We start from the raw sequence: 14,144 nt of genomic DNA on the forward strand, positions 1-14,144 counted from the left end.
GAGTTGCTCCCATGACACGCATGCTTCGCCGAGGCGGCCTGACGCTGCTCGCCGTCGCGGCCCTGATCTCGCCGAGGATCGCCTCGGCGCACTTCATCTGGCTGACCGTCCGGCCGGCGGCCTCCCCGCAGGGGACCGCCACGATCCAGACCTTCCTGAGCGAGACCCCGACCCCGGAAGGGCCCCAGTTCCTCAAGAACGTCAAGGGGATGCAGCCGACCGTCGACGGCCAGTCCTTGCCGACGACCACCGGCGAGGGCACGCTCAACTCCACATGGTCCGGCAAGCTCCCGGCCTTCATCGACGCCGAGCGAGACCTCGGCGTGAAGAGCCGCAACGGCAAGGACTACCGCCTCTATTACACCTCGCGCGCCCAGACGACCCCCGTGGCGGCCGACACCAAGGAGACCGGCAAGGGCCTCCGCGTCCGGCTGATCACGAAGGACGGCAAGCCCGTCGTCCAGGTCCTCTTCAACGGCGAGCCCGCCGCCAAGGCCCGGCTCAAGATCTACCCGACCGACAAGGACGCGCACGAGTCGGCCGCCGACGAGCAGGGGCTCGCGACCATCGAGGGCCTGGCCGAAGGCAAGACCGCCCTCTGGGCCAACTGGGTCGAGGGCCAGCCGGGCGAAGTCGAAGGCAAGGCCTTCGCCGAGACCCGCTACTACGCCACCTTGACCGTCTCGCCGCAAGGCGCCCCCTCGGCCTCGGCCCCCCGCGCGGCGGCCGAGAGCGACGAGACCCCAGAGCTCGCCACCACCTTCGCCCTGATGCCCAAGCCCGCGGTGAACAGCTTCGGCGGCGCGGTGCTGGGCGACTGGCTCTACGTCTACAGCGGCCACATCGGCAAGGTCCACGAGTACAGCACCGAGACGACCTCCAAGCACTTCCGCCGCCTCAGCCTCAAGGACCACACGACCTGGGAAGACCTGCCGCTCGATCGGCAGGTCCAGGGGGTCGCCCTCGTCTCCGACGGCACGTACCTCTACCGGGTCGGCGGCATGATCCCCCGCAACGAGCCGGGCAAGGATCACGACCTCGAATCCGTCACCGACTTCGCCCGCTTCGACCCCACGTCGAAGGCCTGGACGAGCCTCTCCCCCTTGCCCGTGGCACGCTCCACTCACGACGCCGTCGTGATCGGCCGCACGGTCTACGCGGTCGGCGGCTGGACGATGGACGGGGCCTGGCAGAAGGCGAAGTTCAACGAGAACGTCGTCGCCTTCGACCTCGACAAGCCCGAGGCCGGCTGGAAGACCATCGAGCAGCCCTTCCGTCGCCGGGCCCTCTCGGTCGCGCAGGCCGATGGCAAGCTCTACGTGCTGGGGGGCCTCAACGACTCGCTCAAGATCGATCGCAAGGTCGAGGTCTACGACCCGGCCAGCGGCAAGTGGACGAGCGGCCCCGACCTGCCCGGCAACGCCAAGAATGACGGCTTCGGCACGTCCGCCTTCAACATCGACGGCAAACTCTATTTCAGCGGCATCGCCGGCCAGATCTTCCGGCTCGACCCCGAGGGGAAAGCCTGGGAACTCATCGGAGCCTGGTCCCTGCCGAGGACCAACCACCGGCTCCTCCCCGGCCCCGGCCACACGATCCTCGCGATCGGCGGCGGGAGCAAGGGCAAGCAGACCCTCACCATCGAGGCCATCGGCATCCCGGCCGCCAGTGCCGCCCCGGCCGCCGGGGGCGAGTGAGTTGCTCGTGAAAGGGTGAACAGGCTCTTAATCAGGCTGCATGCGTCAAAAGGCCAGGGCCTGCCGGAGGGATCGATCCCCTCGGCAGGCCCTGACCATTTTCATTGCTGATGTCGCCAATCCGGGCAAGTTCAGAACTCGGCGTCGGTCGCGTCGTCATCGGCAAAGGGTCGAGCGGGGGCCTGGGTCGTGACCCTGGCCTTCGGCTCGAGGGCCTCGCTGATCCGGGCGCGGAGGTCGTCGAGGTGGGACCGCGTGGCGGCGTCCTTGAACTTCTCGCGGTTCTCGTTGATCTCGGCCAGAGTCCGCGTCAGCTCGCCGCGGGCGAGGGCGACGGCATCGGAGCTCCTCCTGGAGGATTCGAGCGCGTCGACGAGGATCGAGACATACCCGCGCTGGAGGTTGCGACGATAGAGGTCGAGGTCCTTGGGCTCGGCCTTCAGGTCGCCCAGGATCGCGGCGTGGAGATCATTGAAGAGATCCGCCGGAGCGTAGGCCGATTTCGGGTCGCGGTTGGCCAGCTCGGCCATGCGGTTGAGCCTCGGCTCCATCAGGAGCGAGCGGAGCAGGGCCTGCTGGGCCTGGGCGAACCGATTGGCCGCGCCGTGGGCCTCGAGGCGGTCGAGGATCTCGGGGGCGATCAGCGCGGGGGGGACGGTCAGGCCGTTCTCGACGATGAACTTCACCGCGTCACGCTGCCTGGCGGCGGGGACGGCCTCGTAAATCCGGTCGCCGTCGCCGAACCAGACGTTATTGGCCACGAGCCCGCCGACGAGGTGGACGACGTGCCCGAGCTCCCGGCCCCGCTGGGCCACGAGCTGGCCGTACATGTTGCGGAGCTGGTCGTAGTTCTCCCCCTTCTTGGTCGTCGCCTTGACGAGGAAGCCCGCGACGCGGTCGATGTTCTTGAGCCCGAGGGTCGTGGCCGCGATCGGGTCGGAGCCGAGGTCCTCGGTCTGCTGCGACGGATCCTCGGCCGGGTTCGGATCCCCGAACCGGAGGACCGGATCCTTGAGCTGCTTGGCGACGATCTTGTCGAGCTCGGCCTTCTCCTCGTCGTAGGTCTTGGCCCCCTTGAACTCGCGGTAGCCCCACTCGACGGCAAACCGGTCATAAGGCCCGATGATCGGGATCAGGCGGACGCCGTCGCCTGGCTGGGCGACGTAGTTGAACCGCCCGTAGTCCATGATCGACGCCTCGACCCCGTTCTCCTTCGTGAAGGCCTTGTCGCGGAGTTGCTCCACCGTGTACGAGGAGCTCGCCTTCATGTTGTGCGGGAACCCGAGCGTGTGCCCCACTTCGTGCGAGACGACGTACGCGATCAGCTCGCCGATGAGGTCGTCGGGCAGGGGGAGGGCCTGCGCCCTCGGGTCGTTGGGCGACGCCTGGACGAAGTACCAGTCGCGCACAAGTTTGAGGATATTGTGATACATCAGGATGTCCGACTCGAGGATTTCGCCGGTCCTCGGGTCGTGGACGTGCGGGCCCATGGCGTTCTCGATCTTGGCGGGGAGCCATCGGATCGACGAGTAGCGGGCGTCCTCGGCGTCCCAGTCGGGGTCTTCCTGCGGGCTCGGGGCATCCTTGGCGAGGATCGCGTTCTTGAAGCCGGCTTTCTCGAAGGCGTCCTGCCAGGCCTCGACCCCCTTCTTGACCCAGGGCTTCCACTTCTCGGGGACTTCGCGGCCGATGTAGAAGACGATGGGCTTCTTGGGCTCGGAGACGTCGGCGTTGGGATCCTTCTTCTCGAGCCGCCAGCGGGTGATGTACTGGACGTCCTCGACCTGGTGGCTCTTGACGTTGCCGTACTCCTCGAACTCCTCGGTGAAGAACCCGACGCGGTCGTCATACCGCCTGGGCTTCATCGGCGACTCGGGGAGCTTGACCATGCTGTGGTGCAGCTTGACGGTCACGGCACCGCCGCCGCCGGGACGCCTGCCGGCGCCGGGGCCACCGGGACCGCCACCGCCGCCGGGGCCGTCGGAGGGCCGATAGGTGACGAGGACCTTGGCCTCGATGTTCTCGGGGAACGACTTCACCGCGTCGATGAACGTCCGCTTGGCGTCGACGCCCGCCGCACCGAGTCGTCGCCTGGCGCTGAACTCGGGCAGGTCGCCGACGAAGAGGCTCGTCGCCTCGACGACCGGGGCCTTGTCCTTGCCGTACGCGCGGACGGGCAGGACGTCGATGATGGCCGCGACCGAGGTGGCCTCGACGGCATTGCGGATCGGGTCCTTCGCCTCGGCCCGGATCGCGTAGTTCACGTCGCGGAGGAGGACATCATCCCCGCGCTGTTCCCAGCGCACGACGCGATGGCCGAGCGGGCTGCCGCCGTAGCCGTAGCCCGACTTCGTCGACTCGAGCTGCGTGACCCAGAGCATGTCCTTGCCGAAGGCCGACGCCGGGATCTCGAAGAAGACCTTGTCGTTGATCCGATGGACGAGGAAGAGGCCCGGATCCGACTTGGCCTCCTTGGTGATCACATCGTCATAGGGGCGGATCCTCGTGCGTTCCCCCTTCGCCTCGTCCTTGCGCTCGGGCCGACCTTCGTCGCGTTTCTCCTCCTGCTGCGCCAGGGCCGAGCCCGCGACCGAAGCCGCCCCCATCATCAGCAACGCGGCCCCTCGAATCCAAACCGACGGCATGGTGCTTCTCCAAGAGTCTGTGCGAATCGTCTGCTCCCGCGGCCCGAGGGCTTCTCATTAGAGAGTTAGCGACAAAGCTCCACCCATTTTCCCTATCAGGGTGGTTTTCACCAGCTTGCCGATGCCTGCGCAATTCTCTCTTGCCCCCAATTCCCGGATCCGGAATTCAACGCGAGTGCCGGACAACGCGGCGGCATGGGTCTCCGAAATTCGTCGGATTCGCCCCTCGTCCCGGTATTCGGAGCGGTGAAATCCCCTGTTGATGAACCTTTGAAAAATCCCGTGGGGAGGGGAGACGCCTTCTTGCTCGGCCCCGAGGGCCCGCTTAACATCCGGATCGTCCCGTCGCAAATGTTGAAAGATTGTCGACTTATCACATCGAATCGACATCGTCCCGGCACGTTGTAGCCCACGAGAGCCACCATGAACTCGACGAGCCCGCGGCCATCGAACGAGTCCCGGAGACAATCCCGCGATGGGCTCGAAAGGACATCAGAACGACTGAACATCCCTTGCGAGGATGCTTTCGCAACAACCCGATTCACCCTCTTTGAGGCTGCACATGGATTAGGCATGATCGCCTAAACCTTAAATTCAACGGCAAGCACAACCATCGGCGTGTCGTTTTTTCAAGACTTCCAAACCGCTGATGAGACACGACTTAGCACGTAGCTCCAACGATTAACGCTAACGGATGGAACATATTTTGCACCTGCCTCGCAAATCTACCTTCCCGAAGATGATGTTCGACCGACAGCCCATCTTCGCGGCGAGCGAGGCGATCCGAAGGTTCATCTGACACGATACGAGCTCTGCGCGTCCCCCTCCGAACGAGTGGGCGGTGCGTCGGCAATTCCAGCCAGCCAGGAGAGGACTTCGATGAGGACTCGATTGCGTGCGTTGTTCTTCGCCGGAATGGCGGCCATGACATTGGCCGCGGTCCCGGCCGTGAGCTGGGCCCAGGAACCGGCGGCTCCCGCCGCGGCGACCCCGGCCCCGGCCTCCGCGCCGGCCCCGGCGCCCGAGATCAACGGCGCCGACACGGCGTTCATCCTGATCTGCTCGGCCCTCGTCATGCTGATGACGCCCGGCCTCGGCCTCTTCTACGCGGGCATGGTGCGACGCAAGAACGTCCTGGCCACGTTCCAGCAGAGCTTCATCATGCTGGGCGTGATCTCGCTCCAGTGGGTCCTCTTCGGCTACAGCCTGGCCTTCGGCCCCAACAAGCTCGGCGGCTTCATCGGCGGGCTCGAGTGGGCGGGGCTCCAGGGCGTGGGCCTGACCCCGAACACCGACTATGCGGCGACGATCCCGCATCAGTTGTTCATGGTCTTCCAGCTCATGTTCGCGATCATCACCCCGGCCCTGATCTCGGGTGCCTTCGCCGAGCGGATGAAGTTCTCGGCCTACCTCGTCTTCACCCTCCTCTGGGCGACCCTCGTCTACGACCCGATCGCCCACTGGGTCTGGGGGACCGGCGGCCTGATCAAGGTCCACCTCGGCGCCCTCGACTTCGCCGGCGGCCTCGTCGTCCACCTCGCCTCGGGGATCGCGGCCCTCTGCTGTGCCCTCGTGCTGGGCAAGCGCAAGGGGCTCGGCAAGGAGGAGATGCACCCGCACAATCTGACGATGACGGCGCTCGGCACGGGCCTCCTCTGGTTCGGCTGGTTCGGCTTCAACGCCGGCAGCGCCCTCGCGGCGAACGGCTCGGCCGTCGCGGCCTTCGTGAATACGAACACGGCCGCGGGCGTCGCCGCCCTCTCCTGGATGGCGATCGAGTGGCTGCACAAGGGTAAGGGGACCGTCCTGGGTGCCTGCACGGGTGCCGTCGCGGGACTCGTGGCCATCACGCCGGCCGCCGGCTTCGTCACCCCGATGGGGGCCATCGCCATCGGCGAGCTCGTCTGCGTGGTCTGCTACCTCGCCATCCTGATCAAGGGCCGGCTCGGCTACGACGACTCGCTCGACGTCTTCGGCGTCCACGGCGTCGGCGGTGCCTTCGGCGCCCTGGCCGTCGGCATCCTGGCCAAGGCCGGCATCAGCGGCGACGTGAACGGCCTGCTCTACGGCAACAACGAACTCCTCGGCATGCAGGCCCTCTCGGTCCTCGCCGCCGGGACGTACAGCTTCATCGTGACCTTCATCCTGCTGAAGCTGGTCGACCTCGTCATCGGCCTCCGCGTCGACACCGAGCAGGAAGAGGTCGGCCTCGACCTCACCCAGCACGGCGAGCGCGGCTACATCATGGGCGTCGGCGAGCTGATGGGGGGCCACTCGAGCGACCTCGACTCCGGCTACATCGGCTCCTATGCCTCCGCCCCCTACGAGAAGGTCAGCCACTGATCCTCCCCCGAGGATCGGGCTCACTCAGTCACAAAACTCGAAGCAAGGCCCGGGTCGCGAGATCCGGGCCTGCTTCGTTGGTGCGATCCGGCCGGATCGCAAGGCTTTGGGAAAAAACGCCATCAATCGCGGGGCATTCCCCGTAGTTGAAGACAGGCCGAAGCGCCACACGTCGGGCACCTCTCACATCTCCAGACGCTCCCACCACCGAAGTCGATGCCATCGCCGAAGGTCAAACCTTCGTCGATCCGGGAATCCCCGCTCGGCCATTTCACCGCATTTCGTTCTCAGATCACGCTTGATCTTATCTAAGAAAGCCTAACGCCATGTCGACGGATATGACCGCCTCCTCGACGCGCCCGGGCCGTTGTCCTTGCTGCGGGGCCCCGACCCGGCCTTCGGAGCAGGACCGCAACTTCACACTGATGGACGCGGTCATCCTGATCGGCGTCTCGGCGCTCTGCTTCACCGCGATCCGCCCGATGATCCAGATGGATGCGAAGGGGCTTTGGGGATGGACCAATGTCCTGGTCATGACCGTCGGCACCCTCGTCGCGTGGACGCCGGCGGTGCTCATCCTCCGCCTCCGACAGCCTCGGCCGCCGCTCCGCAGGCTATCTCGACAGCCGGGGTTCGCCGCGGGGCTGGCGGGGGTGACGACCCTCGGCCTGGGGGCCTTGGCGATGGCCCTCCTGTTGCTCGTGCGCTTCGCAAGAGAGGGCGCACGCCACGCGGGCCGGCCATTGAGAGCGATGCCGGCTCACGACCCCCACTGGTGGTTCCAGGTCGTGACTTATTTCGCCGGCATCGTGGGAGTGGCCGTCATCGCCGCCTGGATCCTCCTGGCCGTCAGCGGGCGCCGACGCAGCTCGCCGAGCTGGCTCGACCTCCTCGGCCGACTCCTGGGGATGTGCTGGATCGTCCTCTTCGTCGTGAAATGCTACGCGAGCCTCGTCTACCTGAAGGACTAACCTCGGGCTCTGCTCGACAAGCCCAGGGCTCCAATACGGCTTGACCAAAATTAACAGTTCGCGTACAGACTCGTCGCATTCCGCTACCCGACATTTCGCCGAGTCCCGTCAGGCTATTGGAGTCGATTGATGTCAACGCACACGAAAAGCGTGTTGGCGAGAGCTTTGGGCAAGGCCGGGCGGATCTCCAGGCGTGCCAGGGAGCGTGTCCGCAGCTTGCCCGTCCGGGCCGCCGAGCGGAAGTCGGGGACGCCCCTCCCGCCGGGGCAATTGATCTTCCTCGTCGCCAACACCGAGGACGTCTCCTGGTTCCTCGACACCGGGGCGCTCGCGGCGAAGAGCATCCGCGAGATCCTCGGCAAGAACGGCGTCGCGATCGAGGACTGCAAGTCGATCCTCGACTTCGGCTGCGGGGTCGGCCGGGTGATCCGCCACTGGGCGGGCCTGGAGGGGCCGAAGATCTCCGGGGTCGACTACAACCCCGGCATGATCCGCTGGTGCGAACGCAACATCGCGTTCGCAAACTTCAAGACCAACATCATCGACACATCCTTGCCCTTCGAGGATGGCAGCTTCGACTTCATCTACTGCCTCTCGGTCTTCACCCACCTCTCCGAGCCGCTCCAGCGGTTCTGGATGGCCGAGCTCAAGCGCGTCATGGCCCCCGGCGGGCACCTGCTCATCACCACGCACGGCGACCATTACCTGTACGCCCTCACCCCCGAGGAGCAGGCGAGATATCGCGCTGGCGAGGTCGTCGTCCACAAGGCGAACCGGCCGGGGAGCAACGACTGCGCGGTCTTCCACCCCGAGTCGTACGTCCGCCAGCACCTGGCCCGCGACTTCGAGGTCGTCGACATGATCCCCGAAGGGGCCAAGGGCAACCCCTGCCAGGACCTCTACCTGCTGAAGAAGCCGATCGCCTGAGGCTCAAAGAGATCGAGCCATCTCCATCAAAGCCCATCGCTCGACGAGTCACACCGAGGGTTCTCCTCGGATCGACTCGTCGAGCGATTTGTACGTCTTGAACCGCTTCCGAAATCCCGGAGATCAGCCGCTCTTGGCCCGAGCCGGGGTCGCCTTGGCGCTGACGAGGGGCTCGGCCGCTCCTTCGAGGGGCTGGCCGACGCGGACGGCATCGAGCCGGGACTGGATCTGGGCGGCGTACTCGGCGGAGAGCTCGAAGCCGAGGTAGCGGCGGTCGAGCTTCTTGGCGACGGCCAGGGTCGTGCCGCTGCCGCCGAACGGGTCGAGGACAGTCTCGCCGGGGTTCGAGCAGGCGCGGATGATCCGGCCGAGGAGTTGCTCGGGCATCTGGCAGCCGTGCCACCCCGCGCGTTCCTTGAACGTGCCGCAGACCCTGGGAAAGTACCAGGTGTCGCCGTCGGATTCGAAGCCGTGGGGGATGTCCTGCGGGCGGAGGATCCAGGTATCGTCCGGCACGCGCCCCTTGGGGTCGGCCCGGTTGTCGGAGTAGACGAGTTGACGCGCGGAGGGGACCCGGATGTCCTTGTCGTTGAACGTGAACTTCTTGCCGTGCTTCGTGAAGTAGAAGAGGTGCGCGTGGCTCCGGCTGAACTTCTTGGTGCAGTGGACGCCGAACGTGTAGTACCAGATCACCCAGTTCCGCAGGTTGAGGTGCTGCTCGCGGTGGAAGATCAGCTTGAGCTCGGCCGCGTACTCGTCGCCGATGGCGAGCCAGAAGGTGCCGGTGGGCTTGAGCACCCGCGCGACCTCGGCCGCCCAGCGCCTCGTCCAGTCGAGATACTGGTCGGCGGCGAGGCGGTCGTCATAGACGTCGTATTCATAGCCGATGTTGAAGGGGGGATCCGCAAAGACGAGGTCGATCGAGTCCGACTCGATGTGCCCGAAGAGTTCCAGGCAATCCCCCTGGTGGAGTCGGTCGAGCTCGAGGCGGCCTGGCTTCAACATTCGGTCAATCCTCGTCGGCTGGGGCGGAGGAGGCAGGCTCGCCGGGCCCGTGGCCCTGGCCGTCGCCGTTGCCGTTTTCGTCGCTGTCGATCCGGTACTGGGCCAGCTTCTTGTGGAGCGTGTTGCGGTTGATCCCCAGGCGGGCGGCGGCCTTGATCTGGACGCGTTCGCAGGACATCAACACCTGCTGGATCAACTCGCGCTCGACCTGGTCGACGATCCGCTTGTGCAGGTCGTTGGCCTGAGGCCCCGCGGCGCGGACCCCCTGGCGGACGAGCTCGGCGGTCATCGCCGTGAGGTCGCCGCCTCGCGAGCGGATCGGCCTCGGGGCCGCCACACCGCGCAACTGCGGGGGCAGGTGCTCGACCGTCAGCTCGGGGCCGTCGCCCAGGATCACCGCGCGTTCCACGTAGTTCTGCAACTCGCGGACGTTGCCGGGCCAGTCGTGCTCCCTCAAGAGTCGCATGGCATCGGGATGCACCCGACGCACTTCTCGTCGGTTCTGCTCGGCGTAGCGCTTGAGGAAGAATTCCACGAGGTTGCCGATATCTTCACGTCGCTCTCGGAGCGGCGGCAGGTAGATCGGCACGACGTTGAGCCGGTAATACAAGTCCTCGCGGAAGCGGCCGGCGTCGATCTCGTCGAGCAGGTCGCGGTTGGTCGCGGCGATGATCCGGGTGTCGACCTTCTTCGTGTTCGTGTCGCCGACGCGCTCGAACTCGCCTTCCTGCAGGACGCGCAGCAGCTTGACCTGGAGCTTGGGCGAGGTGCTGTTCACCTCGTCGAGGAAGATGCTGCCGGTGTGGGCGGCCTCGAACCGGCCCGTGCGGTTGTCGACGGCACCGGTGAACGAGCCTTTGACGTGGCCGAAGAGCTCGCTCTCGAGCAGGCTCTCGGTCAGGGCGCCGCAGTTCACGCGGATGTAGGGCCCGGAGTACCTCGGGCTGAGGTCGTGGATCGCCCTGGCGATCAGCTCCTTGCCGGTGCCGGTCTCGCCGACGATGAGCACGCAGGCGCGCGACGGGGCGACCTGCTGCGTGGCCCGAAAAACCTCCATCATCGCCGGGCTCGAGCCGATGACGCCCGGTAAGGCGAGGTCTCCTCCCGAGCGTGGCGTGATCCGATCGTAAGGCGTGGCCATCTCCGCGCATCCTTCCCGAAGGACCGACGGCCGCTCCCGGGGTCAACCATTGTCGCCCAGGAGCGGTCGATCAGGCCTTCCTCTCCTCAGACATCCAGCACCCGATCCGCCGGCCGTCGGGCCATCGTCCCCGACTCTCAAGAAAAGTCCGCGGATCGGAGTGTCATCAGCTCACGTCATGAAGCGGTTCACGGTTTGGCATCCGCCGGCGGCGTCTCGGCCTCGGCGGCGCCTTCTTTCGGTTCCGGTTCCGGAGTCGGGGGAGAGGGGACCGCATCCGGGGCCGGGTTCGGGGTCGGCTGCGCGGGGGCAGCCGAGGTCGTCGGGGCTTCGTACTGGCGGAGCCGGATCCCGTTCAGGCCGGCCTTGGGACGCAAGGCCCCGACCACCGAGGCCAGGACGTTTCGGAGGACGGGGTCCGCCTCCCTGTCCAGGGCCGCGACGAGCTTCTCCTCCTGATCGGCCGCGACCAGGGGGCCGAAGCGCTGCAAACTCTTGGCCAATTGCGACCCGATGCTCAGCCGCAGCGACATCGGCTTCGAGGGGTCGAGCAGCGCGTCGGCCAGGCCGCGCTGGGCCTTGGCGTCGGGGACGTCTCCCAGGGCCCAGGAAGCCGCCAGGCTCGTGGGGGGCGTGTTCAGGGCGACCGACAGGGCCGGCTCGACCGCGGCGAGGTCGGACTCGAACGGGTTCCCGGGCCTCGAGGCGAGGTGGGCCAGAAGGACCGAGGCGTCGCGGGCGTACGTCTCGCGCTCGGCGTCGGTGAGCGCGGGGGGACGGTCGCCGATCTGCTGTTTCAGGAGGTCGGGGTTCCCCGGGGTGACGAGGAACTTGACGTCGGGGAAGTTCGCCAGCATCGAGCTGATCGCGATCCCGACCGTGCGCGGCCCGACGACGTACGTCGGGATGCTCGCCGTCCTGGCATCGGCCTTGAGGTTCGAGAGCGTGTCCCGGACCCGCCAGGAGCCGTCGATCAGGTGGCAGTCGATGAGGATCAGCTCGACGTCGGCCGACTCGACCGCCGCGCGGAAGCCGGCGTCGCCGGTCCGGGCGAGGACAGGCTCATAACCGAGCGCCTTGGCGTGCGAACCGAGGAGATTGCCCCGCGTGGAGTTGCCGTCGACGATGATCGCCCGAGGAGCCCCCTGGGCCATGACGAACCGAGCCAGGGTCGGCACGAGCTGGCTCGACCCGGCGAAGGGACGCCTCGGCTCGAGTTGGATGAGGGACCTCGCCGCGGCGAGCTGGACCCTGCGGTCGGGCGCCGAGAGGGCCGTGACCAGCGGATGCGGCTTCGGGCTGCTCGCCAGGACGTCCCGATCGGTGACCTGGCCCAGGGCCGTCGCGGCGGCGGCCGCCAGGTCGTACTTGCGGTCGGCGACTGCCCCGTCCAGGACCTTGCCGAGGATATCGGGGCCGGCCGAGAGGGCCAGCGGGTAAGACTTCGCCGGGTCGGTGGCGGGATAGGCCGTGTAGCCGGCTCGCTCCACGCCCTTGTCGACCGCGAGGCTGACGAGGATCACCTGCGCCGGGACGTCGGTCGGGTCGAGCTGCAAGGCCTTGCGGGCGAGCCTCAGTCCGAAGTAGCCCTCCGCCTCGCTCTTGGTGAGGAGCTTCGGCTCGGGCAGCCCGCTGGCGGGATTCCAGATCCAGACGAGGGCCGAGTCGCCGGGGAAGTCGAGGTCATGCAGGTGATACTGGCGGGCCGCGTCGGTCAGCACGCGGACGGGCGACTTGGGCTGGGCGTCGAACGCGTGGCCGGTGAGCCGGGCGAGGGCACGCCGGGCCGCCTCCTGCGTCGACTCGCCGCGCTTGCCCGAGGCGCCGAGGTAGGTCAGGTCGGGGATCGCCCGGCGATCCCGGATGTTCCCCAGGGCCTCGGCCACGTCATGCACCAGCCTCGAGTCCTGGCTGTCGAGCGCGGCGAGCAGGGCGGGGACGGCCGAGCGGTCGAGCTTGCCCATGTTGTGGACGAGGAGGAAGCGGTCGGTCGAGGTCTGGTTAGGCCGGCCAAGTTCCTGCACGAGGTAAGGGACGGCGTACGGGCCGGCCTCGCGAAGCTGCTCGATGGCGTAGTCCTGCTCCTCGCGCGACTGCGTCAGCGCGGCGACGTAGCGCTGGATGCGCTCGGGCCGGCGGGCGTTGCGCTGCATCGCCTCGGTGAGCTTCTTCGTCAGCGGGAGGGCGTACTCGCGAGTCTCCGGGTAGTCGGCCAGGCGGAGCACCGAGCCGGCACCGAAGCGGTCGCGGACGTGGAGCAGGGTGGCGTCGTCCACCGGCCCGCTGAGGAACGCCTTCAGGTACGGGACGGCCTGGGGGGCCTGGCCCGTCCGCACGAGATAGTCGACCGCGTCCCATTGCTCCATGGGAGTCGTCGGTTGTTTATGGAAGATCTCAGGGCCGGGCACCTGGCCGAGGACGTCGCGGCACACCCCCTGCGCGAGCAGCGCCGAGAGTCCTGCCGCGACGAGCGTGCTCGCCAGGCGATTGCGAGATGAAGGGATTCGGCGCATGAGGGTGGGGTCCGCTTTTGGCTCGTTTGAATCGGATCGAATCCGGAGACGTCAGATCCCCACGTGCTCCTGGAGGACCGAATCCTCGTAAGTCTCCCGGCGGCGGACCGGATGAAGGGCGGTCCCGTCGACGAGGACCTCGGCAGCGCGGGGTCGCGTGTTGTCGTTGGATGCCATGACCATGCCGTAGGCGCCCGCCGAGAAGTTGGCGAGCAGGGTACCCCGGTCGAGCCGGGGCAACGCACGATCCTTGGCCGGGAATTCGCCGCTCTCGCGGGCCTGGCCCACCACATCCCGGGGCTCGGTCCCGACGATCTCGGCTTCGGAATCCGCCGGAGGAGCGGGCAGCCCCGCGGGGACGTCGACCGGCCGGACCCGGCGGGACGACTCGCGATGGAGCGCCGGCCGGATCGGGTCGTTCATCGCGGCGTCCCGGATCAGGAACCGCTTCTCCCCCGACTGCTTGGTATATAACACACGACTGGCCAGGATGCCGGCGTTGCCGCCGATCGGCCGCGCAGGCTCCATCGCCAGGCGGCATCCCGCGGCCTTGATCTCGGGCAGGATCACCTTCGTGACCCCGGCGATCGGCATCGCCTCGAGGCCCCGGTCGTCGATACCGAGCCCCCCTCCCACACTATACCACGCGATCGGATGACCCATCTTGCGCATTTGCGCGATGAGTTCGCCCCATTTCGCCGTCGCAACACCGTGAAGATCGACGGTCGCAACCTGCGAATCGATGTGCATGCGCATGCCGATCATCGTGACCGCAGGGATTTTGGCGACCTGCTCGGCCAGGGCCGGCGAGCGGTCAACATCCGTCCCGAATTTCGACTCTTCCTCGCCGGTCGAGATGTGGAAGTGGTCCATGGGACTCTCTTGCCGTCTCCTCTCGGGGC

9 protein-coding genes are annotated in these 14,144 nt (G+C 67.1%); 4 read left to right on the forward strand and 5 right to left on the reverse strand.

Annotation, left to right across the window (positions count from 1 at the left end):
* Nucleotides 1–11 precede the first annotated feature (11 nt).
* A complete protein-coding gene (locus ACOYYX_RS00145; protein WP_422927910.1) occupies nucleotides 12–1,697 on the forward strand; it encodes a galactose oxidase in 1,686 nt (561 codons plus the stop codon).
* Nucleotides 1,698–1,828: 131 nt separating this feature from the next.
* Here the strand turns inward: ACOYYX_RS00145 and ACOYYX_RS00150 are convergent, their stop codons facing one another.
* Nucleotides 1,829–4,342, reverse strand: a complete 2,514-nt coding sequence (locus tag ACOYYX_RS00150; protein ID WP_422927911.1) for a zinc-dependent metalloprotease — start codon at nucleotides 4,340–4,342, stop codon at nucleotides 1,829–1,831.
* Between the two features lie 879 nt (nucleotides 4,343–5,221).
* Here ACOYYX_RS00150 and ACOYYX_RS00155 point away from each other — a divergent pair.
* From ACOYYX_RS00155 to ACOYYX_RS00165, 3 genes are all read left to right on the forward strand, one after another.
* Nucleotides 5,222–6,685, forward strand: coding sequence for an ammonium transporter (locus ACOYYX_RS00155; protein ID WP_422927912.1), 1,464 nt, complete (start codon nucleotides 5,222–5,224; stop codon nucleotides 6,683–6,685).
* Between the two features lie 326 nt (nucleotides 6,686–7,011).
* Nucleotides 7,012–7,656 (forward strand): hypothetical protein, encoded by a 645-nt coding sequence (locus ACOYYX_RS00160; protein ID WP_422927913.1) that lies wholly within the window; start codon nucleotides 7,012–7,014, stop codon nucleotides 7,654–7,656.
* Between the two features lie 150 nt (nucleotides 7,657–7,806).
* Nucleotides 7,807–8,583 carry a class I SAM-dependent methyltransferase gene (locus ACOYYX_RS00165; RefSeq protein ID WP_422931718.1) on the forward strand — a complete coding sequence of 259 codons (777 nt, stop codon included), beginning with the start codon at nucleotides 7,807–7,809 and terminating at the stop codon, nucleotides 8,581–8,583.
* Nucleotides 8,584–8,706: 123 nt separating this feature from the next.
* Here the strand turns inward: ACOYYX_RS00165 and ACOYYX_RS00170 are convergent, their stop codons facing one another.
* From ACOYYX_RS00170 to ACOYYX_RS00185, 4 genes are all read right to left on the reverse strand, one after another.
* On the reverse strand, nucleotides 8,707–9,588 hold the full coding sequence (locus tag ACOYYX_RS00170; RefSeq protein ID WP_422927914.1) for a DNA-methyltransferase: 882 nt from the start codon (nucleotides 9,586–9,588) through the stop codon (nucleotides 8,707–8,709).
* A 4-nt stretch (nucleotides 9,589–9,592) separates the two neighbouring features.
* Complete coding sequence (locus ACOYYX_RS00175) at nucleotides 9,593–10,729, reverse strand: sigma-54 interaction domain-containing protein (protein ID WP_422927915.1); 1,137 nt, start codon at nucleotides 10,727–10,729, stop codon at nucleotides 9,593–9,595.
* Nucleotides 10,730–10,917: 188 nt separating this feature from the next.
* Nucleotides 10,918–13,242 carry a hypothetical protein gene (locus ACOYYX_RS00180; RefSeq protein WP_422927916.1) on the reverse strand — a complete coding sequence of 775 codons (2,325 nt, stop codon included), beginning with the start codon at nucleotides 13,240–13,242 and terminating at the stop codon, nucleotides 10,918–10,920.
* Between the two features lie 51 nt (nucleotides 13,243–13,293).
* Nucleotides 13,294–14,115 (reverse strand): diaminopimelate decarboxylase family protein, encoded by an 822-nt coding sequence (locus ACOYYX_RS00185; RefSeq protein WP_422927917.1) that lies wholly within the window; start codon nucleotides 14,113–14,115, stop codon nucleotides 13,294–13,296.
* Nucleotides 14,116–14,144: the final 29 nt, after the last annotated feature.

Origin of the sequence: Singulisphaera chitinilytica (assembly GCF_049331405.1) — a bacterium.
GTDB lineage: Bacteria > Planctomycetota > Planctomycetia > Isosphaerales > Isosphaeraceae > PoT.

Coding starts and splice junctions, on each gene's coding strand:
- ACOYYX_RS00145 (WP_422927910.1), top strand. CDS start 12: ATGACACGCATGCTTCGCCGAGGCGGCCTGACGCTGCTCGCCGTCGCG.
- ACOYYX_RS00150 (WP_422927911.1), bottom strand. CDS start 4,342: ATGCCGTCGGTTTGGATTCGAGGGGCCGCGTTGCTGATGATGGGGGCG.
- ACOYYX_RS00155 (WP_422927912.1), top strand. CDS start 5,222: ATGAGGACTCGATTGCGTGCGTTGTTCTTCGCCGGAATGGCGGCCATG.
- ACOYYX_RS00160 (WP_422927913.1), top strand. CDS start 7,012: ATGTCGACGGATATGACCGCCTCCTCGACGCGCCCGGGCCGTTGTCCT.
- ACOYYX_RS00170 (WP_422927914.1), bottom strand. CDS start 9,588: ATGTTGAAGCCAGGCCGCCTCGAGCTCGACCGACTCCACCAGGGGGAT.
- ACOYYX_RS00175 (WP_422927915.1), bottom strand. CDS start 10,729: ATGGCCACGCCTTACGATCGGATCACGCCACGCTCGGGAGGAGACCTC.
- ACOYYX_RS00180 (WP_422927916.1), bottom strand. CDS start 13,242: ATGCGCCGAATCCCTTCATCTCGCAATCGCCTGGCGAGCACGCTCGTC.
- ACOYYX_RS00185 (WP_422927917.1), bottom strand. CDS start 14,115: ATGGACCACTTCCACATCTCGACCGGCGAGGAAGAGTCGAAATTCGGG.